The organism is Pseudomonas sp. H9 (assembly GCF_004353925.1).
Lineage (GTDB): Bacteria > Pseudomonadota > Gammaproteobacteria > Pseudomonadales > Pseudomonadaceae > Aquipseudomonas.
Map to the genome: position 1 here is coordinate 140,135 of NZ_SMOK01000010.1, position 22,101 is coordinate 162,235.

16 protein-coding genes are annotated in these 22,101 nt (G+C 61.7%); 3 read left to right on the forward strand and 13 right to left on the reverse strand.

Annotated features, from left to right (window positions below):
- Window positions 1-57: 57 nt before the first annotated feature.
- From gcvP to speB, 9 genes are all read right to left on the reverse strand, one after another.
- Window positions 58-2,928 (reverse strand): aminomethyl-transferring glycine dehydrogenase, encoded by a 2,871-nt coding sequence (gene gcvP, locus E1573_RS07735; RefSeq protein ID WP_133212259.1) that lies wholly within the window; start codon window positions 2,926-2,928, stop codon window positions 58-60.
- A 14-nt stretch (window positions 2,929-2,942) separates the two neighbouring features.
- Window positions 2,943-3,320: a glycine cleavage system protein GcvH gene (gene gcvH / locus E1573_RS07740; RefSeq protein WP_133212261.1), complete on the reverse strand. Its 378-nt coding sequence runs from the start codon at window positions 3,318-3,320 to the stop codon at window positions 2,943-2,945.
- A gap of 332 nt (window positions 3,321-3,652) precedes the next feature.
- Window positions 3,653-5,185, reverse strand: a complete 1,533-nt coding sequence (locus E1573_RS07745; protein ID WP_133212263.1) for a sigma-54-dependent transcriptional regulator — start codon at window positions 5,183-5,185, stop codon at window positions 3,653-3,655.
- 83 nt (window positions 5,186-5,268) lie between these two features.
- Window positions 5,269-6,693: a D-serine/D-alanine/glycine transporter gene (gene cycA, locus E1573_RS07750; protein ID WP_133212265.1), complete on the reverse strand. Its 1,425-nt coding sequence runs from the start codon at window positions 6,691-6,693 to the stop codon at window positions 5,269-5,271.
- A gap of 359 nt (window positions 6,694-7,052) precedes the next feature.
- Window positions 7,053-8,738: a choline dehydrogenase gene (gene betA / locus E1573_RS07755; protein WP_133212267.1), complete on the reverse strand. Its 1,686-nt coding sequence runs from the start codon at window positions 8,736-8,738 to the stop codon at window positions 7,053-7,055.
- A 4-nt stretch (window positions 8,739-8,742) separates the two neighbouring features.
- Entirely contained in the window at window positions 8,743-10,212 is a 1,470-nt protein-coding gene (locus E1573_RS07760) for a cytosine permease (RefSeq protein ID WP_133212269.1), read from the reverse strand.
- Window positions 10,209-10,388 carry a hypothetical protein gene (locus E1573_RS07765; RefSeq protein ID WP_133212271.1) on the reverse strand — a complete coding sequence of 60 codons (180 nt, stop codon included), beginning with the start codon at window positions 10,386-10,388 and terminating at the stop codon, window positions 10,209-10,211. The genes E1573_RS07760 and E1573_RS07765 overlap by 4 nt, the downstream gene beginning before the upstream one ends.
- A gap of 96 nt (window positions 10,389-10,484) precedes the next feature.
- Window positions 10,485-11,993, reverse strand: a complete 1,509-nt coding sequence (locus E1573_RS07770) for an aldehyde dehydrogenase (protein ID WP_133212273.1) — start codon at window positions 11,991-11,993, stop codon at window positions 10,485-10,487.
- A 15-nt stretch (window positions 11,994-12,008) separates the two neighbouring features.
- Window positions 12,009-12,980 (reverse strand): agmatinase, encoded by a 972-nt coding sequence (gene speB / locus E1573_RS07775; protein WP_133212275.1) that lies wholly within the window; start codon window positions 12,978-12,980, stop codon window positions 12,009-12,011.
- Window positions 12,981-13,281: 301 nt separating this feature from the next.
- Here speB and E1573_RS07780 point away from each other — a divergent pair, with 301 nt between their 5' ends.
- The 3 genes from E1573_RS07780 (at window position 13,282) to E1573_RS07790 (ending at window position 15,711) form a co-directional block, all read left to right on the forward strand.
- Window positions 13,282-14,187 carry a LysR family transcriptional regulator gene (locus E1573_RS07780; RefSeq protein WP_133212417.1) on the forward strand — a complete coding sequence of 302 codons (906 nt, stop codon included), beginning with the start codon at window positions 13,282-13,284 and terminating at the stop codon, window positions 14,185-14,187.
- A gap of 397 nt (window positions 14,188-14,584) precedes the next feature.
- Window positions 14,585-14,974, forward strand: coding sequence for a GFA family protein (locus E1573_RS07785; protein WP_133212277.1), 390 nt, complete (start codon window positions 14,585-14,587; stop codon window positions 14,972-14,974).
- 113 nt (window positions 14,975-15,087) lie between these two features.
- Window positions 15,088-15,711 carry a hypothetical protein gene (locus E1573_RS07790; RefSeq protein ID WP_133212279.1) on the forward strand — a complete coding sequence of 208 codons (624 nt, stop codon included), beginning with the start codon at window positions 15,088-15,090 and terminating at the stop codon, window positions 15,709-15,711.
- A 3-nt stretch (window positions 15,712-15,714) separates the two neighbouring features.
- On the opposite strand, the gene E1573_RS07795 is transcribed toward E1573_RS07790, so the two are convergent.
- The 4 genes from E1573_RS07795 to E1573_RS07810 form a co-directional block, all read right to left on the reverse strand.
- Window positions 15,715-17,277: a sensor domain-containing diguanylate cyclase gene (locus tag E1573_RS07795; protein ID WP_133212281.1), complete on the reverse strand. Its 1,563-nt coding sequence runs from the start codon at window positions 17,275-17,277 to the stop codon at window positions 15,715-15,717.
- Window positions 17,278-17,380: 103 nt separating this feature from the next.
- Complete coding sequence (locus tag E1573_RS07800) at window positions 17,381-18,937, reverse strand: DUF2272 domain-containing protein (RefSeq protein ID WP_133212283.1); 1,557 nt, start codon at window positions 18,935-18,937, stop codon at window positions 17,381-17,383.
- Between the two features lie 141 nt (window positions 18,938-19,078).
- A complete protein-coding gene (locus E1573_RS07805; protein ID WP_133212285.1) occupies window positions 19,079-21,499 on the reverse strand; it encodes a TonB-dependent receptor in 2,421 nt (806 codons plus the stop codon).
- Between the two features lie 96 nt (window positions 21,500-21,595).
- Complete coding sequence (locus E1573_RS07810) at window positions 21,596-22,057, reverse strand: MarR family winged helix-turn-helix transcriptional regulator (protein ID WP_133212287.1); 462 nt, start codon at window positions 22,055-22,057, stop codon at window positions 21,596-21,598.
- Between the last annotated feature and the right edge of the window lie 44 nt (window positions 22,058-22,101).

Genomic DNA, 22,101 nt, shown 5'->3' on the forward strand with positions numbered 1-22,101 from the left:
CGCGGTGGGACAGATAGACCGCTATCGCGGGGCAAGCCCGCTCCTACCTAATAGGCGTCAGGCGTCCTGGTAGATCGACATCGGCGGGCAGGCGCAGGCCAGGTTGCGGTCGCCGTAGACGTTGTCTACGCGCCCCACCGGCGGCCAGTACTTGCTCTCACGCAACGACGCCTGCGGGTACACCGCCAGTTCGCGGCTGTAGGCATGACTCCACTCACCCACCAGCTCGCTGGCCGTATGCGGTGCGTTCTTCAGCGGGTTGTCGAGCTTGTCCAGGCTGCCGTTTTCTACTGCGCGGATTTCTTCGCGGATGCAGATCATCGCGTCGCAGAAGCGGTCCAGTTCCTCCTTCGACTCACTCTCGGTCGGCTCGACCATCAAGGTGCCAGCCACCGGGAACGACATGGTCGGTGCATGGAAGCCAAAGTCGATCAAGCGCTTGGCGACGTCCTCGACGCTGATGCCGCTGCTGTCCTTGAGCGGGCGCAAGTCGAGGATGCACTCGTGGGCGACCAAGCCGTTTTCACCGGTGTACAGCACCGGGTAGTGCTCCTCCAGACGCCGGGCGATGTAGTTGGCACTCAGAATTGCCAGCTGCGAGGCGCGCTTGAGCCCTTCTCCACCCATCATGCGGATGTACATCCAGGTGATCGGCAGGATGCTGGCACTGCCATAAGGGGCAGCACTGACCGCGCCCTGCTTGTGCTGCATATGGCCGTGACCGGGCAGGAACGGTGCCAGGTGCGCCTTGACGCCAATCGGGCCGACACCCGGGCCACCACCGCCATGGGGGATGCAGAAGGTTTTGTGCAGGTTCAGATGCGACACGTCGCCACCGAACTTGCCCGGTGCGCAGAGGCCGACCATGGCATTCATGTTGGCGCCGTCCAGGTACACCTGGCCGCCATTGGCATGAATGATGTCGCAGATTTCGGTGATACGGTCCTCGAACACACCGTGGGTCGAGGGGTACGTGATCATCAACGCTGCCAGCTGCTGCTGATGCTGCTCGGCCTTGGCCTGCAGGTCGGCGACATCGACGTTGCCACGCTCGTCGCAGTTGACCACCACCACACGCATGCCGGCCATTTGCGCAGTGGCCGGGTTGGTGCCGTGTGCCGACGACGGAATCAGGCACACATCACGCCCCGCTTCACCGCGGCTGGCGTGGTAGGCACGGATGGCCAGCAAGCCGGCGTACTCACCTTGGGAGCCGGCATTCGGTTGCAGCGACATGGCGTCATAACCAGTGGCGGCACAGAGCATGGCCTCCAGTTCGTCGGTCAGCTGCCGGTACCCCTGCGACTGTTCGGCAGGTGCGAACGGGTGCAAGGCGCCGAACTCAGGCCAGGTGATCGGGATCATCTCGCTGGCGGCGTTGAGCTTCATGGTGCACGAGCCCAGCGCGATCATGCTGCGATCCAGGGCCAGGTCTTTGTCGGCCAGGCGACGCAGATAGCGCATCAACTCGGTTTCCGAGTGGTAGCGGTTGAACACTTCGTGCTGCAGGAACGGGGTTTGCCGCAACAGTGGCGTCGGCAGGCAATCCGCGCCGTCAGCCGCCAGCGCGGCGAACTCCGGGAGCGTCTGGCCAGACGCAGCGAAAACCTGCCACAAGGCTTCGACGCTGGCCTGCTCACAGGTTTCATCCAGTGACAGGCCGACGCGCCCTTGATCGAGCACGCGCAGGTTCAGCCGGGCACCCTGGGCAGCGGCCAGCACATCGGCCACTGGCTGTGCGCAGACAACACTGACGGTGTCGAAGAAATGTTGCTGCTCAACCTTGTGCCCGAGCTGCTGCAGGCCCTGCACCAGAATCGCGGTCAGGCGATGCACGCGCCGGGCAATCTGCGCCAAGCCCTCAGGGCCGTGGTACACCGCGTACATACTGGCGATGTTGGCCAGCAGCACCTGCGCTGTGCAGATGTTGCTGGTCGCCTTTTCACGGCGGATGTGTTGCTCGCGGGTCTGCATGGCCAAACGCAGTGCCGGCTTGCCGAAGCGGTCGATCGATACACCGACCAGACGCCCCGGCATATCGCGCTTGAAGGCATCACGGGTAGCAAAGAACGCCGCGTGCGGGCCACCAAAGCCCAGCGGCACCCCAAAGCGCTGCGCACTGCCAAGAACCACGTCGGCGCCGAACTCACCCGGTGCGCTGAGCAGCGTCAGGGCCAACAGGTCAGCGGCCACCGCCACCAGCGCGCCAGCGGCATGGGCGCGCTCGACCAGGGCGCGGTGATCAATGATCGCACCGGTGCTGGCCGGGTACTGCAGCAGCAGCCCGAAATAGCCGTCCAGGCCCTGTTGTTCCAATGCTGCCTCATCACCGATGACCACCTCGATGCCCAGTGGCTCGGCGCGGGTACGCAGTACGTCAAGGGTTTGTGGGTGGCAGTGCCGGGAGGCGAAAAACGCCGGGGCCTTGCTCTTGGCCAGGCGCTTGCAGAAGGTCATGGCTTCGGCGGCTGCGGTGGCTTCGTCGAGCAACGAGGCGTTGGCGATTTCCATACCGGTCAGGTCGCTGATCAAGGTCTGGAAATTCAACAGCGCTTCCAGGCGGCCCTGGGAAATCTCCGGCTGGTACGGCGTGTAGGCGGTGTACCAGGCCGGGTTTTCCAGCAGGTTACGCAGAATCGGCGTCGGCGTGTGGCACGGGTAATACCCTTGGCCAATGTGGTTGCGAAACAGCTGGTTCTTCGCGGCGATGGCCTTGATTGCGGCCAGGGCTTGTTGCTCGCCCTGCCCCTTGGACAGTTCCAGCACGCTGGTGCCTTTGATGCTGTCAGGGATGACACTGTCGATCAGGCTGTCGAGCGTGTCATGGCCGACCAACGCCAGCATGGCGTCAATATCGCCCTCACGCGGGCCGATGTGGCGGGCGATGAACTCATTGGCGGTGCCCAGCAAAGGAGTTGTTCTGCTCATGTCGGTACCCTGGCTCAGGCGTTATCGGCCAGGAAGCGGTCGTAGCCGTCCTGGTCCATCAAGGTGTCGAGGTCACCAGGGTTGGCGACCTGGATGCGGAAGAACCAGCCGTCTTGCATCGGCGAGGCGTTGACCAGCTCGGGGTCGTCGGCCAAGGCCTGGTTGACCGCGACCACTTCGCCGGCCAGGGGCATGCTGATGTTGCTGGCAGCCTTCACCGACTCCAGCACCGCCACTTCGTGGCCTTCACCGTATTGGCCCAACTCAGGCAACTGCACGAACACCACGTCACCCAGTGCTTCCTGAGCAAAGCTGGTGATGCCAACGGTCAGCTCACCGCTCTCTTCCAGACGCAGCCATTCGTGTTCGGGGGTAAAACGCAGAATGCTCATGGATCTTCCTCTTGTTTTTAGGTGGGCCCTGTTGCAGGACTGATAGAACAAGAGCAAGAGCGGTGCCAACTTGATTTAGTTGTTGTTTATCAATGAGTTAAGTGATTTTTTAGTATTACCAACAACCTTAGCAGTGGAGCGAAATCGCTCCGCGCTAAGGTGCGCCTTACAGTGGTTTGCAGGTTCACTCAATGAATTCACGGGTTAGCCCTGCTGGAGCACAATCACTCCAGCGGAGCGTTTTCGAACCAGGGTGTTTGCACCCGGTAGGAGCGGGCTTGCCCCGCAATGTGATGTGGCTGACATACCGCTATCGCGGGGCAAGCCCGCGCCTACACGCTCCTGCTGGCAATACCGTATTTGCGCAGGCGCTGGCCAATAGCTGTGTGGGAAGTTTGCAGGCGCACGGCCAATTGCCGAGTCGAGGGATAGGTCGCATAGAACTTCTCCAGCAGGGACTTTTCGAAGCCCTGCACCGCCGCCTCCAGGCTGGTCACCTCTTGGGCATCGGCCTGACGACCGCTCAACGCCGTGCCCGCCAGTTCCAGGTCATCGCAATCGATCACCTCGCCTTCACTGATGGCGGCGGCGCGGAAGATCACGTTCTGCAACTGGCGCACGTTGCCCGACCAGCGATTGCCCAGCAACAACGGATGGGTGGCCAGCGCCAGCCGGCAGGGTGAACGTTGGATTTGCGCGCAGGCCTGACGCAGAAAATGCTCGGCCAGCAAAAGGATGTCCTTGCCGCGCTCACGCAACGGCGGAACCATCACGTTGAGCACGTTGAGGCGGTAATAAAGGTCTTCGCGAAAGCTGCCGTCGAGCACCATGTTTTCCAGGTTGCGGTGGGTGGCACACAGCACCCGGACATTGACCCGCACCTCGCCGTCGCCGCCCACTCGGCGAAAACTACCGTCATTGAGAAATCGCAGGAGCTTGGCCTGCAGGTACGGCGACATCTCGCCCACCTCATCGAGAAACACCGTGCCGCCGTCGGCCAGTTCCAACAACCCGGGTTTACCCCCACGCTGGGCGCCGGTAAAGGCGCCGGCGGAGTAACCGAACAGTTCGCTCTCGGCCAGGCTCTCTGGCAACGCCGCGCAGTTAAGCGCCAGGAACGAAGCGTCGCGGCGGGCACTAAGAGCATGACAGGCACGGGCGACCAGCTCTTTGCCGGTGCCGGTTTCCCCTTGAATCAGCAGCGGCGCTTCCAGGCTGGCAACTTTGTGCAGGCGCACCTTGAGTTCCTTGAGCGCCGGCGATTCACCCAAGATGGCATCCCCGCCTTCGGCATGCTCATGCAGCAGCGAGGCCAGACGCTCGCCAATGCGGCTGGGTGGATAGAGGGTCAACAGGCCACCGACCAGTGCATCGGTGCCGCCGCTGATCGGGGTGGCCTCCAACAACAGCGCCTGCCCCTGAAAACTCACTTCACACATCGGCAAGCGAAAGCCCTTGGCAATCAGCGTCTGCGCCAGGTCGGGCTCGCTGAACAATCTGGACAACGGCTCGCCTGCCGGTTCACGGCCCACCAGGCTGACCAGCGTCGGGTTGGCCAGCAGCACATGGCCGCCGGGGTCCACCGCCAGCACCGGGTCGCTCATCGCCGCCAACAGGGCTTCCAGTTGCAAACGCCGGCGTTGGCCAGGCAGGAAGTCAACCAGCTCTACCGCTTGCACACCGTCCACCCGCAGCAACGCATCGTGCAGTTCGTCCAGCACGCCTTGCGACAATGCCGGGGCGTCGATGTAGACGTTGGGCGGGATCATTTCCACCGCGTCGAGGTTGAGATTACGCGCCCCCAGCAGGGCCAGGATTTCCTGGGTAATACCCACGCGGTCTATGAAGGTGACGTGGATTCGCATCGCCGCTCTCTCCTTGTCAAAAGACGACAGGGGGACGGCGCGCGCGGCACCGTCCCCCCTGGGTTAGATCATCAACAGGGTTATCAATCGGTCTTGAGTGTCAGTTGCACGTTCTCCAGCCTTTTCTGGCGGATGGAGCGGTACGACAGGCCCAGTACCACGAACCACAGCGGAACCAGGAACAGTGCCTTGCGGGTGTCGTCTTCCAGGGCCAGCAACGCCAGGATGAAGGCGAAGAACACCAGGCAAACCCAGGCCATGGCGATACCGCCGGGCATTTTGTACTTCGAGGCGCGGTGCAGGCTGTCGCGCTTTTTGCGATAGGCCAGGTACGACAACAGGATCATCGACCAGACGAACATGAACAGAATCGCCGACACGGTGGTTATCAAGGTGAAGGCATCAAGCATGTTCGGCACCAGGTAGATGATCAGCGCACCGGCCAGCAGGCAAATGCAGGAAAAGATCAAACCATTGGACGGCACCGCACGCTTGGACAGCGCGCCGAACTTGCCCGGGGCATCGCCATCGACCGCCAGGCCGTAAAGCATGCGGCTGGTGGAGAACACACCGCTGTTGGCCGAAGACGCCGCTGAGGTGAGTACCACGAAGTTGATGATCCCTGCTGCGGCCGGCAAGCCCGCCAACACGAACAGCTCAACGAACGGGCTCTTGTTGGCTACCACTTCGCGCCACGGCGTTACCGCCATGATGGCGATCAACGCAAGCACATAGAACACGATAATGCGCAGCGGAATGGAGTTGATGGCCCGTGGCAGGTTGCGTTCCGGGTTCTTGGTTTCGGCGGCCGTGGTGCCTACCAGCTCGATACCGACGAAGGCAAACACAGCAATCTGGAAACCGGCGAAGAAGCCCATTGCGCCGTGCGGGAACATGCCGCCGTCGTTCCACAGGTTTGCCAGCGAGGCGACGTTGCCGCTCGGCGATTGATACGCCGCCACCACCATGTACAGCCCGGTGCAGACCAAGGCACAGATGGCCACGATCTTGATCATGGCGAACCAGAATTCCAGTTCACCGAACATTTTTACCGTCACCAGATTGAGCGACAGCAACAGGCCCACACAACTGATAGCCGGCAACCATAAGGGAATATCCGGGAACCAGAACTGCGCATAGGCGGAAATGGCAATCACGTCGGCAATACCAGTGACAATCCAGCAGAACCAATAAGTCCAACCGGTAAAGAACCCGGCCCAAGGGCCAAGTAAGTCTGCCGAAAAGTCGATAAAAGATTTGTACTTGAGATTGGAGAGTAGTAACTCGCCCATTGCCCGCATGACAAAAAACAGCATAAAGCCAATGATCATGTAGACAAATATAATCGAGGGCCCAGCGAGACTGATGGTTTTGCCCGACCCCATGAACAGCCCGGTGCCGATTGCGCCACCAATGGCAATCAACTGAATATGGCGGTTGCTCAGATTACGTTTGAGTTCGTGCTCTTCACCATCCGGTGGACAGTGACCGTGAGGCAAACTATTCATCATCTTTTACCTTGCTAGTTTAATTGTTTTTATAACATCACAAGTTCAAACATCTAAACCGAACAAACAACCTGCTAATCCGGCCGAACGCAAGGAAAAGAGCAAGGACTATGCCAAGCAGTCAATACCGCTGAGACCGCTGTTTTACGCGGGCGTGCACGTTTTCGAGTGTAATGAAGTCACTCCACTGTTATGGGGTAATCAAGGCGCAAAACTCCCTGTAAGCGACGCTAGCGCTGCCTCTCGCTGCACTGGAATGATTTCGTTACGATGGAGCGCAATCAGTCCGCTTTCGCGGGGCAAGCCCGCTCCCACAGAAGCAACACATCACCTGTGGGAGCGGGCTTGCCCCGCGATCACTACCGCATAGCCCGCACTGGAGCCCGACTGCGCTGTTGTTCTTGCCAATCCCCCACCATGCCGACCGGTACATCGGCCGGCGCCAGCGGCTCACGCCCGCGTACCAGATCTGCCGCCCGCTCGGCCAGCATGATGGTCGGCGCATTGAGGTTGCCGTTCGGCTCGGTAGGGAACACCGACGAGTCGATCACCCGCAACCCTTGCAGGCCACGCACCCGCAGCGCGGAATCGACCACCGCCATGTCGTCCTCGCCCATGCGGCAAGAGCCACAGGGGTGCATGGTGCTTTCCATGTTGGCGCGCACAAAAGCGTCGATCTCGGCGTCGGTCTGCACCTGCGGTCCTGGCGCCAGCTCCTCACCACGGAAACGGTCCATGGCCGGCTGCGCGAGAATTTCCCGGGTCAGGCGCACACAACGACGGAAGCCTTCACGGTCTTCTTCGCTCTCCAGGTAGTTGAAGCGAATTTGCGGATGCTGATAGGGGTCGGCCGACAGCGCCCGCACATAGCCCCGGCTCTTGGGTTTGTTCGGTCCGGTCAGCACCATGAAACCATGGCCTTTGAACGGTTTGTCGCCGTCATAACGCATGGCCGCTGGCAGGAAGTGAAACTGGATGTCTGGCCAGCGCAGGCCCTTGGCCGAACGGATGAAGCCGCCCGCTTCGAAATGGTTACTGGCCCCCAGGCCGTCTTTGAACAGCAGCCAGCGCAAGCCAATCATGGCCTTGCCGAACAGGCTCATTTTGCCGTTGAGGGTAACCGGCTCTTTGCAGGCGTACTGGATGTAGATTTCCGAGTGGTCCTGCAGGTTCTCACCGACGCCCGGCAGGTGGTGACGCACTTCGATACCGGCTTGTTTCAGCACCTCTTGCGGGCCGATCCCCGAGCGCTGCAACAGGTGCGGCGAACCGATCGGGCCCGAAGACACCAGCACCTCGCGGTTGCAGTAGACCTTATGGGTTTGCCCGCCTTCATCGTACTCAACACCCACCGCACGTTTGCCGTCGAGCAGGATGCGCCGGGTCATGGCATGGGTGACCACGGTCAGGTTCGGACGCTCCATGGCCGGGCGCAGGTAGGCATTGGCGGTGGACCAACGCACGCCATCCTTGACCGTCATGTGCATGGCCCCAAAGCCTTCCTGCATGTAGCCGTTGCAGTCGTCGGTCTTGATGTAACCGGCTTCAGCGCCCGCCTCCACCCAGGCACCGTACAGCGGGTTCTGCATGTTGTTGCCGTTGTTGGTGGCCAGCGGGCCGGCGCCGCCGCGGTAGTCATCGCCGCCGAACTTATAGCCTTCGGCGCGTTTGAAATACGGCAGGCAATGCCGGTAGCCCCAGTTCTTCGCGCCCAGGCTTTCCCACTCATCAAAGTCGCAGGCATGGCCACGGATGTACACCAGGCCATTGATCGACGACGACCCGCCGAGCACCTTGCCCCGCGGGCAGTGCAAGCGCCGGCCATCGAGGTGCGGCTCGGCATCGGTCTCGTAGCGCCAGTTGTACTTTTTTGTGTTCATCGGCAATGAGAAGGCGCTGGGCATCTGGATCAGCACGCTGCGGTCGCTGCCGCCAAATTCCAACACCAGCACCGAAGTGCCCGCGTCTTCGGTGAGCCGGCTGGCCAGCACACAGCCCGCAGAACCTGCACCGATGATGATGTAGTCGTAACGTTTATTGTTCATTGTTCTAGTCCTTTGCGCCGAGGCCCGCGGCCTCGATGTTGCGTTCATTGCCCTTGGGGTAGCTGCCCCAGCCCGGGCGTGTTGCCAGCAGTCGGGTCAAGCCGTAGTGCACCAACCCTGCCAGCAGGCACGACGGCAGCGATGCGCTGGCGAAGGTGAAGAAGTTGGTATGGGCCAGCGTCTGCGGGTTGAACACCACCACGTAGATGGCAAAGCCCGCCACCAGGGCCAGCAGTGCAATCGGGTTGAAGCCCTTGTAGAAGCGCACCGGCGACGTTTCTGGCGCGGCATACAGATGGCGCAGGTTCAGGCGTTGCCGACGCAGGAAGAAGTAATCGGCGATGCCGATACCGGCCAGGGCGCTGTTGAGGGCCGACGTCCACACCAGGAAGATGAAGAAGCCGTCGTAGATCCCCGGAAAGCACAGCACGATCACCACCGGGATCACGCAGAACAGGCCGATCAGCACGCCCCAACCCAGGCTGCGCAAGCGCTCCCCGGCCATCTGGCGCAGGCCGATCACTGCGGTGTAGAGGATATTGACCATGCCGGTGAGGTTGGCCAGCGCCAGGAAGCTCAGCGCGATCACCCCAAAGGTCATGCCGCCAGCCAGGCGCATCCAGGCCGTCGGGTCACTGCTGCCCAGGGTCGAGGCAGCAAACAGACTGACTGTCTCACCCAGTGACGCAGCACCGAAAATACCCACCAGGTTGGGCCAGAACGCCGTACGCTGGTTGCTGCACAAGCGCGACAGGTTGCCGATGTAGGGCCACCAGGAGAAGCCTGCAGCGATGTTGATCTCCACTGCGATCATGAAGTTGACGCGCTGGTCGCCGAACGGTGGTTGCAGCGGCGGCATGGCCAGCAGTTGCGCGAGGCTGTGACGCTGGAAGATGAAGTACATCAACGCCAGCATGACCAGGATCAGGCTGGGTGCGATCAATGCACTCAGGCGCCGGATCATGTCGGGGCCGCGCATGGCCACCAACGCCGCCAGCACAATGGCCAACAAGGCACCCGCCGTCACCAACCAGCCATCGCCGTCCGGCTCACTGTGCTGCACCAGGGTTTCCAGGTTGTCCAGCGCCCGCCCGCACATCAACCCGAGCACCGCCAGCCAGCCCATGGTCAACACCACCACAGAAAGGATGTAGACCAGCCGGCTGCCGTTGTGGCCGAACATGCTGCGCAGGAAGGTGAACTGCTCGACGCCGTATTTGCCGCACGGCAAGCACGTCGAACAGGCGGCGAGAATCACCCCGATGATGTTACCGATGACAATCGCGGCAATGCCTTGCATCGGCCCGACAAACAGCGCGGTCGCGCCACCGATCAGGAACACCCAGGTGGCCACGGCCAACGCCGAGTTGGCATAGGCGTAGCCCCAGAAGCCCCAAACCCGCTCACTGGGCAGCAACGGCGTGTCGCCCCGCTCGGCGCTCAGGCGAAACTCTTGCTCTCGGGACGGGTTCATGGCTGGCCTCCGAGCAGTAAGGCCCCAGCGACCATTACCGTCGTCAGCAGCAACAGGGCAATACAGTCAACAACGTTCAGAGCACCCTGCCAGTCCCCTCGCCTTTCCAGTTCTTCATAGGCGCGCAGGCGCCGTTCCAGATCTTGCGCACGCTCTGCATCCACTTGGCTGTTCATGGGCATCACCTCGATAGGTTCTTGTTCTTGAAATACGATGCATCCACTCACCTGCGCCGCTCGCCAACCGTCAGCGGCGCAGGTGCACCCTGATCCTCAGGGCAAGGTGATCCAGACCGCCTTGGTCTCCAGCAGAAACTCCAGTTGTTCGGCACCCAGGTCCTTGCCGTAGCCCGACTGTTTGTAGCCGCCGAATGGCATCGCCGGGTCGAGGGTGCTGTGGGCGTTGACGTACACCGTGCCGGCGCGCAGGCGCGGGATCAGCCCATGAACCTTGCCCAGGTCGTTGGAGTAGATCGCCGCCGCCAGGCCGAACGCCGAGTCATTGGCCAGCGCTTCGGCCTGCGCCTGGGTGTCGAACGCTTGCGTCACCAGCACCGGGCCGAAAATCTCTTCGCGGACGATGCGCATGCTGTTGTCGCAGTCAGCGAAGATCGTCGGTTGCACGTAGAAGCCCGACCCTTCGACCGGCTCGCCACCGTAGTACAGCCGTGCGCCTTCGGCCTTGCCAAGCGCGATGTACTCCAGCACCCGTTGCTGTTGCTGACGCGACACCATGGGGCTTATGAAGCAGTCCGGATCCAGGCCCGGGGCGATTTTCAGCGTTGCCGTGTAACGCGCCAGGGCTTCCAGGAACTGCGGGTAGACGCTGCGCTGGACGTATGCGCGGGTACCGGCATCGCACACCTGCCCCGAGTTGAAGAACACACCGTTGGCTACGGCAATCGCTGCCGCCTCGATGTCGGCATCGGCGAACACGATCACCGGCGACTTGCCGCCCAGCTCCAGGGTCAGGCGCTTCATCTGGTCCATGGCCGACTTACCCACTGAGCATCCCACAGGCGTGGAGCCGGTGAAACTCAGCTTGTCGATCCCCGGATGACTGGACATCGCCGTGCCCACTACGCTGCCGCGCCCGGTGACGATGTTCAGCACGCCGTCGGGAATGCCCGCCTCTTGCACCAGTTCGGCGAAGCGCAAGGCAGACAGTGAGGTCAGTTCCGCTGGCTTTACCACCACAGTACAGCCAGTGGCCAACGCCGCGCCGAGCTTCCAGGCCATGGTTTGCAGCGGGAAGTTCCACGGCACGATCGCCCCGACCACGCCGACCGCCTCTTTGCGGGTATAGGCCAGGTAGTTACCCGGCAACGATGGCTCCACCGTGCGGCCGTGAATCTTAGTGGCCCAGCCGGCGAAGTACCGCAGGGTATCGACCGTGCCTTGAATGTCCACGGCGCGGGCCTGGGCAACCGACTTGCCCATGTCGATCGATTCGATTTCGGCCAGCTCTTGGGCGTTGGCGTCGACCAGGTCGGCCAGGCGGTGAATCAGGCGTTCACGTTCCAACGGTTTGAGCTGGCTCCACGGGCCACCGTCGAACTGCGCACGGGCAGCCTGCACGGCGCGGTCCAGGTCGGCGGCGGTGCCCATCGGGATGCGCGTCAGCACGCTCTCGGTGGAAGGCTCGATCACCTCGGCGCTGGCGCCATCGCTGGCCTCAAGCCAAACGCCGCCAATGAACATGCGTTGCGCCTTGGAGAGGAAACGTTGGGTGGCTTCGGATACACCCCAAGCCTGCAGGTAGGTTTTTACCTTGTTGTCCACGGAAGGTTCTCCAGATCAGCGCGCACGGGCGCGGGCATGGAAGATGAAACCAATGCTGTTCATCAGCAGTTGCGCGGCCAGGATCGAAGTGACACCGGCAGGGTCGTAGGCCGGGGCCACTTCCACCAGGTCCATGCCGACGATGCGGCCCTGACTGCGCTTGGCCAGGGCCTGGATGATTTCCAGCACTTCGTAATACTGGAAGCCACCGTGGCTCGGGGTGCCGGTGCCGGGAGCGATGGAGGGGTCGAAGCCGTCGATATCGATGGTGATGTAGTAGTCGCGGCCTTCCGGGATTTTCGCCAGCACACCTTCACAGCCCAGGCGGCGTACGTCACGAACCGAGAGAATCTGCGAACCCGCTTCGCGGGCGGCATCGTAGTCGTCGCGGTTGGACGACGACACGTTGCGAATACCCATCTGGGTCATGCCAACGATGTGGTCGAGTTCCGAGGCACGGCGCAGCGGGCTACCGTGGCCATAACGGACGCCGTGGCGTTCATCGACGAAGTCCAGGTGTGCGTCGAAATGCACGATATGGATCGGGCCACGGCCTTCGAAGGCCTTGATCACCGGCGCATGGATCGAGTGGTCACCACCGAGCACCACCGGCATGGCACCGGCCGCGAGGATCTGGCGCACGGCAAACTCGATATTGGCGTTACTGCTGGCCTGGTCGGTGTGGACGATGTCGGCATCACCGACGTCCACCATGCGCAACTGGTCTTCGGTCAGGTAGGTGACGTCATCTTCGAAGTCGTAAGCGCCGGAATGACCGAAAGAGAACAGCGTCGATGCCTCACGAATGCCACGTGGCCCGAAACGGGCACCGGAGCGCCATTGGGTGCCCATGTCGTTGGGGGCACCGAGAATCGCCACGTCGGCGTCGATTGCATTCCAATCGGTGCAGATCGGCGACTTGGCGAAGGTGCAATGGCCCACGAAGGGTAGGTTCAAGCGGCCGGATTCATAACCGTGCTTAGCCATGTTCGAGTTTCTCCAATTATTGTTCTGGTCAGGAGACGGGGCGACTGCTCGACCACCGTTGAAACCACTATGGCTGCAGTCCAACACGGGAAAAATGCGCAAGTGCAGATGCATACATCGCCGAGGCCGAAGTATTCGCCTGAGTGCCTCTGAACACGGCAACGCCAGCGCCGATGCCGGGATTTTTTTGAATCGCCAAGGATTGCGGACGCCACACGCACGTGGTTAGCTTGAGAAAAAAACACATTGTCCGACAATTCATATCAGCAACCGCGATGTGATGTCCGGACCGGAGGTGCCGGTGATCCAGCTGCACGATGTCGATCTGAAACTCCTCAGGGTATTCACCACCATCGTCCGCTGCGGTGGTTTTTCTGCCGCCCAGGCCGCGCTCAATGCCGGCCAGTCGACCATCAGTGAGCAGATGACCCACCTGGAAACCCGCCTCGGGGTCAAACTCTGCCAACGGGGGCGCAGTGGCTTTCGCCTGACCGAGCAAGGCATTGCCATTCATGAAGCGACCTTGCGCCTGCTCAGCGCGGTGGAGAGTTTTTGCATGGACGCCGATGTGCTCAAACAACACATCAGCGGCAAGCTCAACCTCGGCATCATCGACTCGACCCTGACCGACCCCGCCTCTCCGCTGCCGCGCACCACCCAACGCTTCGTCTCGCGTGGCCACGACGCCCATCTGCACATCTACATTGGCGCACCGGCAGAGCTGGAAGAGCGTGTGCTCGACGGTCGCCTGCACCTTGCCATCGGCCACTTTCCCCTGCACGTGCCGGGGCTGTCGTACCTGCCGTTGTATGACGAAGCGCTGGGTTTGTACTGTGGTCGCCGCCACCCGCTGTACGCCAGCACTGCGTCGAATGGCCGGCTGCTTGAAGAGGTGCGCAGCAGCCGCATCGTGGTGCGCGGCTACATGCACCAGTACGACCTGGAACAACTGGGCGTGAGCAAGGCTGCGGCCACGGTCGAGAACATCGAGGCGGCGGCGATTCTGATCATTTCCGGTGCCTACGTCGGCTTTTTGCCGGTGCACTTTGCCGAGCAATGGGTGAAGACCGGCGAGATGCGCCGCCTGGGCGCCAGTACCCTGGACCTGACCTCGCCGTTCGATGTGATCACCCGGCGTGGTGTATCGCCGCCGATCCTCGACGCCTTCCTCGAAGACCTTGCGGCGTGCATGCATCACACGCTGTAGTCGCGGCTCTGCTACCGTATGGAAACAACTGCCTTCTGTAGGAGCGGGCTTGCCCCGCGATTGCGGTGTGTCAGATAGATCGCTATCGCGGGGCAAGCCCGCTCCTACCGTGAGTAAGGCTGCGGCCATGATCATCTGCGGTGCCTACGTCGGCTTTTTGCCGGAGCACTTTGCCGAGCCGCAAGCAACTACCTTCGGTGGGAGCGGGCTTGCCCCGCGATTGCGGTGTGTTAGATAGATCGCTATCGCGGGGCAAGCCCGCTCCTACCGTGAGCAAGGCTGCGCCATGATCATCTGCGGTGCCTACGTCGGCTTTTTGCCGGTGCATTTTGCCGAGCCGCAAGCAACTACCTTCGGTGGGAGCGGGCTTGCCCCGCGATTACGGTGGAGACGCGACATGACCTCATTAACCGGCGGTTGCCTGTGCGGCAACGTACGCTTCGTGACCTCGGGACGGCCCTATCGGGTCGGCATTTGCCACTGCCTGGACTGCCGCAAGCATCACGGCGCGCTGTTCAATGCCTGCGCGGTGTTTGCGCAGGACGCGGTGACGGTCGAAGGGGAAACACATGACTACGGCGGCCGGCATTTCTGCCCGCGCTGCGGCTCATCGGTGTTCGCCTGCAGCGGTGACGAAATCGAAGTGCACCTCGGTGCTTTGGATGCGCCGGACCAACTGGTCCCCACCTACGAAAGCTGGACCGTTCGGCGCGAGTCCTGGCTACCGGCGTTTGCGCTTAACCGGCGCTACACCCACGACCGAGACCCCAGCGGGCGCTCCGAATAGTAAAGGTTGGTGATAGCCGTACTCTTGCGCCCTGATAGTTAAAATCTCTTGTACGAAGCCCCTGGCGCAGGCAGATCGTGTGAAGAGCTTCCAGCACCCATGAGGCCCGGACCATGAACACGCGCCCGCGCTGCACCGCCTTCCACGAAGCCGGCCATGTTCTGGCTTTCTGGTGGAACGGCCAGCGCATCAAGCGTGTGACCGTGCGCACCCGTGCCGAAGCGCTGCTTGGGCCGATGGCCGATCTGCGTGGCAATCTGCTGCACGTCAAGGGCCTGGTCGAAGCGGAATACCTGGTGCCGCTGCCCGCGTTCGAACCACCGGGGATTGCCGAATACCTGCCTTCGATGGTCGACGCCATAGAGCGCGACCTCGTCCATTGCCTGGCCGGGCCGGTTGCCGAAGCGATCTACCGGCACAGCCCCTCGGAACGCTGCATCACCCGCAGCGGCGCCGGTGACCGTCAGCGAGCCATGGAACTGATCGCCCTGCTACCGGCACGCAAGGTGCAGGGCGCCGAAGCCCTCGCCATCGCCCGCGCAGGGTGCCTGGTGCGCCGATACTGGGCCGCACTCAGTGCCGTGGCGCAGCTGCTGCATCAGCGCGGTGAGGTCTACGGTGAGGAGCTTATCGCCCTGTTGAACCAGCTGACCGGGGAGTCGCCAACTCGCCTGGACAATCCCCTGAACAGCCTTGATAGCCGGCGCAACCGCACACCGGTGCGGCTCACGGGCTGAGGCTTAACCGGCCACCACCCGGTTACGACCGGTTTGCTTAGCGTGATAGAGGCGCTCGTCGGCACGTTTGAGGATGGCCTCCGCGGTTGGCGTGTCATCGCTGCGGCAGGCAACGCCAATGGAGATGGTCAAGGTTCCGGACGGTAGAATTTGCGTCGTCGCAATGCTGTGGCGGATGCGCTCGGCGATGTCGCTGGCGGCGCGCAGATCTGTACCCGGCAATATCAGGGTGAACTCCTCACCGCCTGCACGGCAGGCCAGGTCATTGTCCCTTGAACTGTGCGCAATGATCGCGGCCACCTGCTTGAGGGTTTCATCGCCGATATCATGGCCAAAGGTGTCGTTGACCCGCTTGAAAAAGTCGATGTCCAGCGCGAGCACGGCGTAGTCCACCTGCGCCTGGGTGAGGGTCTGCAACGCCTCGTCCATGGCCCGGCGGTTGGCCAGGCCCGTCAACGGGTCGCTTTGCGCCTGGCGGCGCAAATGGCCGAGCTTCTGCTGCAGCAATTGCACCCCGCTAAGCAGCGCCCGGCGGATGGCCGCCGCCTCGACGTACCACGCCTTGATCCCTTGCAACTGCTCAGACGCCTGCGGCGCCGACAGTTGTTCGGCGCTGTCGGCCAACTGCCGCAAGGGGCGGGAAATCAGTTGTGTGGCCAGCCAGATCGCTAGCAACCCTACCAGGCCAGCGGGAATGATTTTAAGCAACATGTCCCGCAGTAACTGCGCCAGTGGTGCCAGCGCCTGCTCACGCGGCTGTTGCGCCACCACCGCCCAGTTGACGCCGGGTACTAGTGCAAAGCCTGCCAGCACGGGCACGCCCTGATAGTTGACGGTCTCCATCGGACCGCGCTCACCGCGCAATGCTGCATCAACGGTTGCAGTCTCACCCAGTACCTCGCCGATTTTCAGGTGATTAACGTGGTACAGCAGGCGCCGCTGCTCGTCGGTTACAAACGCATAGGCAGCCCCCGGCAAATAGTGGCTGCTGATCAACGTGTGCAAGATACCGTGCTGGCGCAGGAACACCGACGCGCCGATGATGCCGAGAAACTTTCCGGAAGGGCTGAAGATCGGTTGTGTGATAAACACGATCAGGTTACCTGCCGCACTCACATAGGCACGACTGACCATCGGCCGCCGCTCCCGCAGCGCCTGCACCACTTCTTCGCTGCTCAACGTGCTGCCGACGATCGGCTCCTGTGGCGGGTACATGTGCAAGGCGCGGCCATTGGCATCGATGATCAGCACGGCATTGAAGGCTGTGTCTTCTGCCTGCAGGCGCTGAGCCTCTTCCTGGCGCAGGTGCGGATCATCAAAATGACGCCCCAGGCGTTGGCTGCTGTAACTCAAGCGGCTGTGTGCCGAGGTGAGGAACTGCTCGATGCCGGAAGCCGCCTTGGCGGCATAGGCTTGATTGGCTTGCAGCGCCGAATGCACCAAAGCATCGCGCTGCACCCCGTAGGCCACCCATAAGCTGTTGCACAAGGTTGCCAGTACCGCCAGCAGAACAAGAATCAAAATCAGGCCACGCAGGCCGATGGACACAGAACTGGATTGACTCATGAGCACTGCCGTTCGGTTGCTTCCCTGCGATGCAGCGTAGTCGTTTTTACCCGCGGCATTCATTGATCTCAGGCACAGCGCCCCTGAGTTTCCCCCCCACAGGTCAACGCGTCAGGCCGGCACGGTTTTTAAGCAGTGCAATCACCCGCTGCCCCGCTTCAATGTACCCCTCGGCATCCAGCCGGTACTCTTGCAGGTCGCCGCCCAAGCTGACCGTATCACTGACATTGCCACCCAGTACCCGCACCACATCGGGGGTGACCTCCACCACGATGTCGGAGTGGCTGATGTAGCTGGCATGGTTCTCGGCATAGGAATAAGTAAAGCTGCCTGAGCTGCGATTGCGTTGGATGATGTCGCCCAGTTCCGGTTTTTGTTCGTTGATGCGATAGCCCCAGAACGGTTTATCCAGGCGCTCGGTGACCCTTGCCTTGATGGCGTTGTTGACGAACGCCGAATGGCTGGCGGCAAACCTGAAGTTGGCGTAAGCAGGGCCGGCTTTGCGCACCACCCAGGAGATGAACGCCGCCGACCACGGCACTTCCTCACCGTTGGGATAGCGGCTGCGTCCATCATACGGCTCACCGATGGCCGCCCACATTTCGCGGACATAGGTGAAGTACGGCGATGTACGCTCATCCGCCTGGCCTTTGTCGAAACGCAACCATTCGTTCAGCGCCGCACGCAGCAGGGCTTCCACTTCCGGGCGCTGCGGCGCGCGCAGGTACTTGCCGAACACCACGCCCTCCTCCATGCCGATCCGGACCTTGCGCCATCCCGCTTCAGTCGAAGGGCCAAGGTCGGCGACCTTCTCACCGAGGGTCAGGTCACGCAGGATGGTGCTGTTGGGGGCCTCACGCAGACGCACCCCTTCGGTGGTGACAAAGCGCTCGCCGGCCTGCACCGGCTCGTTGATTGGCGCCTGCGGGTTGCCACCCAACGTGGCATCCAGCTCTTCGTCCCAGGCCAGTGCCCCCTTACCCTGCTCGTCGACCACAAAGGCACCCAGTGTTTGCCGCGGCACCTTGATGACATTGCGATCATAGCCAATGCCCGACAGCTCATGGGTCAGGTCAGGTGGCACCTGACGCATCGCCCAACGCCCGGAATAGAAAAACGCCTCGGTGCCGGTGAACAGCCGCGACATCGAGATCCACGGCACGCTGATCAAGCCCTCAGCCAACAGCTTGGAAAGCACCGCGCCACTGCCATAGGCACCAATGGTAAAGGCGTCGCCGATCTGGTTTTTCACCGCCTGGAAATAGTCGAGTATCGGCCCATCGATTTCATGGCCCACATAGTCGGCATCCACGGCAAACAGAATGGTACTGCCCTTGCCTTTGGGCTGACCGATCAGCTTGGCAAAGTCCATGGCACTGTTGGCGTTGTCTTTGCCCTGCTGGGTGGAGAAATGTTCGATCTTACGGCTGCTGTCCTGATACACCGGCAAGATTGCAAAGCCTTCCTTGCTCAGAAATCGGGCTTCGGCGGTGGTCAGGGTCTTGGGCCTGACCGAGCTGGCGTAATAACGAATCAGGGTATCGACGCCCTGGCTGCGCAAGAAGCTCAGGAAGGTCTTGCCTGAAGTGGTATTGAGACGGGTGCTTACATCGACTGCCGACCACCCTTGAGCATTGGTAAAGTCGTCTTTGTACGACATGTCGGCACCTCTAGGGCGTGTCGCCCGGCATAGGCCGTGGGCGATGCCGGGCGACCACACCCGGCACCATTAAAAAACGATAGCCAACGCCAGCAACAGGTCAAGGCAGGTGCACGACAGCAACGACGAAACGCCCCGGGCTCAAAAGCCCAGGCTTGCCGACAACAGATAGGTCCTTGGGGTAGACAGCGTCAGCCCGGCCTCGCTGTCGTCGGAGGCACCCGCCGACGCCCAGTAACGGTCATCCAGCAGGTTCTCGACGCTGGCGCGCAAGGTAATGGCCTTGCCGTCGACCTTGAAGGCATAGCGGGCCCCGGCATCGAAGCGTTCCCAGCCGTCAATCTGCTTGCTGTTGGCCTGATCCAGGTACTGCGAGCTGGAGTGGATACCGCGTGCGGTCAGGGTCAAGCCTGAGAGGCCCGGTACGTCCCACTCGGCACCGAGGTTGACGTTGTACTCCGGGGTTGCCGGGGCGCGATGACCGTCGAAGCGACCGCCCAAGGTGTCCTTGAGCTCGCTGTCGATGTACATCACACCGCCCAGCAGACGAAAGCCTGGCAGTGGCTCACCGAATACGCTCAGCTCAACACCCTTGTTTTCGCGTTTACCGTTCGGGCCGAATACCCGCGTGGTGCTGTTGGTTTCGTAGGCCGGCTGTTTGATACGAAACGCGGCGGCAGTCAGGGCAAAAGTACCCAGGTCATATTTGGCCCCGACTTCGACCTGACGGCTGATGAACGGCGGGAATATCTGGTCTTCGTTGATCGCGGTCGATGGCGCGATCTTGCCCTGGCTCAAGCCTTCCATGTAATTGGCATACAGAGAAAGCCGATCCGTGGCCTTGAACAGGACTCCGCCCGACGGCGAGAGCTTTTCTTCGTCGTAGGCGGTAGCGCCTTTGACACCGTCGCTCCAGTCATCGACCTTCACCCGCTGCCAGCGGGCCCCCAGGGTCAGCAGCACGCGGTCGTCGAAAAAGCCGAGGGTATCGGCCAGCGCCACGCTGCTGAAGCGGTTTTCGGTGTAGGCCTTTTCATCTTGGCGAGTGGGCGTTCCTGGCGTGGGCGTGGGGCGTGGGTTGTAGAGGTTGCTGGGCGCTGAGGCATAACGCGCACCGCCGTTCTCGAAGTCCATGTAGTAATAGTTGGCCGCCAGATTCACTTCATGGCTCACCGCGCCGGTGTGGAACCAGTTGCGCAGGCCCAGCGTGGCGGTTTTGACGTTTTCATCACGGGTGAAGTCGCGCGGCTGCACGTTGAAATCACCGGCATCGTTGGAGACCGGCACGTTATGGCGCAAAAAGTCGTGGTTGCTTTTGCGCGCGCCGACCGCCGCATAGGCCATCAGCGAATCGCTCAGGTCGTACTCCCCGGTGAGCGTGCCGAAGGTATCGTTAGTGCGGGCTTTGCTCCAGGCCTGGGCATAATTGCGCCGCACATCGTTAGCGTCAGGTACTTTGGCGTTGGCGCCGACAATCACCCGTTCCTGGGGCGCGTCGGTATCGCGCTCACTGCGGCCGATATCCGCCGACAGGCGCAGCCGCTCGCCGCGAAAGTCCAGGCCCAGCACAGCCAGGTCACGACTCACTTGCTGATGGTCCCACTCGGTATCGCCCGACTGTTTAACGCCATTGAAGCGTACGCCGAATTGCTGCTGGTCACCGAAGCGCCGCCCAACGTCCACCGCCCCGCCTACCTGGCTGTCTGACACGTAGCTGCCGGTGAACTCGGTGATCGGCGTGTCGCCCGCGCGCTTGGGCACCACGTTGATGCCACCGCCAACACTGCCGCGCGGCGAAATACCATTGATCAGCTGGTTTGGCCCCTTGATGACATCCACCCGGTCGGCCATTTCCATATCAATCGAATAGGTCGGCAGCACGCCGTACAAACCGTTGTAGGCAACATCGCTGTTGAACAGGCTGAAACCACGGATGGTGAACTGTTCGAAACGCCCACCGGCAGGGTTGGTCGCCCGTACCGACGGATCGCTGGCGATCAGATCGCCCAAGGTTCGCGCCTGTTGGTTCTGCACCGCCTCGCTGGTGTAGGTGGTCATGCTGAAAGGGGTTTCCATGAAGTCCCGCGAGCCCAGCATGCCCTGCGAACCGCGGCGGGCCACCTGCCCACCGGCATAACGCTCAGCGTCCAGATCACTGTGGGTATGGCTGAGGATACTGGTGGGGGCGATCTCCAGGGCATCGGAACGCTCCGGCGCCGGCACCAGGGTATAGGTCTGGGCACTGACCGGCTGCAATTGCAAGCCGCTGCCCTGCAGCAAGCGGGCAAAGCCCTCATCGACGCTGTACTCACCAGACAGCCCGGCGCTGTGGCGCCCATTGACCAACCCCGGCTGCACCGAAACACTGACCCCAGCCTGGCCGGCGAAGCGAATCAACGCCGTCCCCAGGTCGCCTGCGGGCACCTTGTAGCTGCGCTGCTCGCCCTCGGCGATGGCCACCTGTGGCGCCAATGCGGCGCAGCCGAGCATCAGGCTCAAGTACAACGAAGAATACGAAAACGAAGACGCCAGATGCGCCGGGCGGCGGGTCACTGCGGGCATGTTGCACACTCTTGTGGATTCACTTGCCCTTGATGACAACCGAGCGAAAAAAAAGGGACAGCGCAAATACCATTATTTTCACGGGCAGACAGCCCTTCACTCCCGATCCTTCAACGAGCGGATCAAGTTGTCGCGCAGCTTCACCACCGCGCCCTGAATCTGCGAGAACTCTTGCGCCGTGAGGCCGGTGGCTTCGAACAGGTCGACATCCGAGCGCTCGCCGCCTAATTGCCGACCTTCAGGGGTGAGACGAATGCGTACCTGGCGTTCATCTTCAGGGTCACGTTGGCGCTGCACATAGCCCATGCCTTCGAGTTTCTTGAGGATCGGTGTGAGGGTGTTGGATTCCAGAAACAGCTTTTCACCCAGGCTGCCGACGGTCTGATCGTCTTGCTCCCACAAGGCAACGAGGGTGATGTATTGGGTGTAGGTCAGGCCCAGGCGTTCGAGCTTTGGTTTGTACGCCTTGCCGAACGCAAGGTTGGTCGAATACACCGCAAAACACAGAAACTCGGAGAGTTTCAAATCTGCAGGCATTGCTGGGTCGGTGGGTTTCATGGCCTGTTCCTGGTTGGCTGGAGCGAAACGCAGAACGGCCAGGT

Bases quoted from the DNA above. Each gene is read 5' to 3' on its own strand.
- gcvP (WP_133212259.1), bottom strand. From the start codon at position 2,928: ATGAGCAGAACAACTCCTTTGCTGGGCACCGCCAATGAGTTCATCGCC.
- gcvH (WP_133212261.1), bottom strand. From the start codon at position 3,320: ATGAGCATTCTGCGTTTTACCCCCGAACACGAATGGCTGCGTCTGGAA.
- E1573_RS07745 (WP_133212263.1), bottom strand. From the start codon at position 5,185: ATGCGAATCCACGTCACCTTCATAGACCGCGTGGGTATTACCCAGGAA.
- cycA (WP_133212265.1), bottom strand. From the start codon at position 6,693: ATGAATAGTTTGCCTCACGGTCACTGTCCACCGGATGGTGAAGAGCAC.
- betA (WP_133212267.1), bottom strand. From the start codon at position 8,738: ATGAACAATAAACGTTACGACTACATCATCATCGGTGCAGGTTCTGCG.
- E1573_RS07760 (WP_133212269.1), bottom strand. From the start codon at position 10,212: ATGAACCCGTCCCGAGAGCAAGAGTTTCGCCTGAGCGCCGAGCGGGGC.
- E1573_RS07765 (WP_133212271.1), bottom strand. From the start codon at position 10,388: ATGAACAGCCAAGTGGATGCAGAGCGTGCGCAAGATCTGGAACGGCGC.
- speB (WP_133212275.1), bottom strand. From the start codon at position 12,980: ATGGCTAAGCACGGTTATGAATCCGGCCGCTTGAACCTACCCTTCGTG.
- E1573_RS07785 (WP_133212277.1), top strand. From the start codon at position 14,585: ATGACCTCATTAACCGGCGGTTGCCTGTGCGGCAACGTACGCTTCGTG.
- E1573_RS07790 (WP_133212279.1), top strand. From the start codon at position 15,088: ATGAACACGCGCCCGCGCTGCACCGCCTTCCACGAAGCCGGCCATGTT.
- E1573_RS07795 (WP_133212281.1), bottom strand. From the start codon at position 17,277: ATGAGTCAATCCAGTTCTGTGTCCATCGGCCTGCGTGGCCTGATTTTG.
- E1573_RS07800 (WP_133212283.1), bottom strand. From the start codon at position 18,937: ATGTCGTACAAAGACGACTTTACCAATGCTCAAGGGTGGTCGGCAGTC.
- E1573_RS07805 (WP_133212285.1), bottom strand. From the start codon at position 21,499: ATGCCCGCAGTGACCCGCCGCCCGGCGCATCTGGCGTCTTCGTTTTCG.
- E1573_RS07810 (WP_133212287.1), bottom strand. From the start codon at position 22,057: ATGAAACCCACCGACCCAGCAATGCCTGCAGATTTGAAACTCTCCGAG.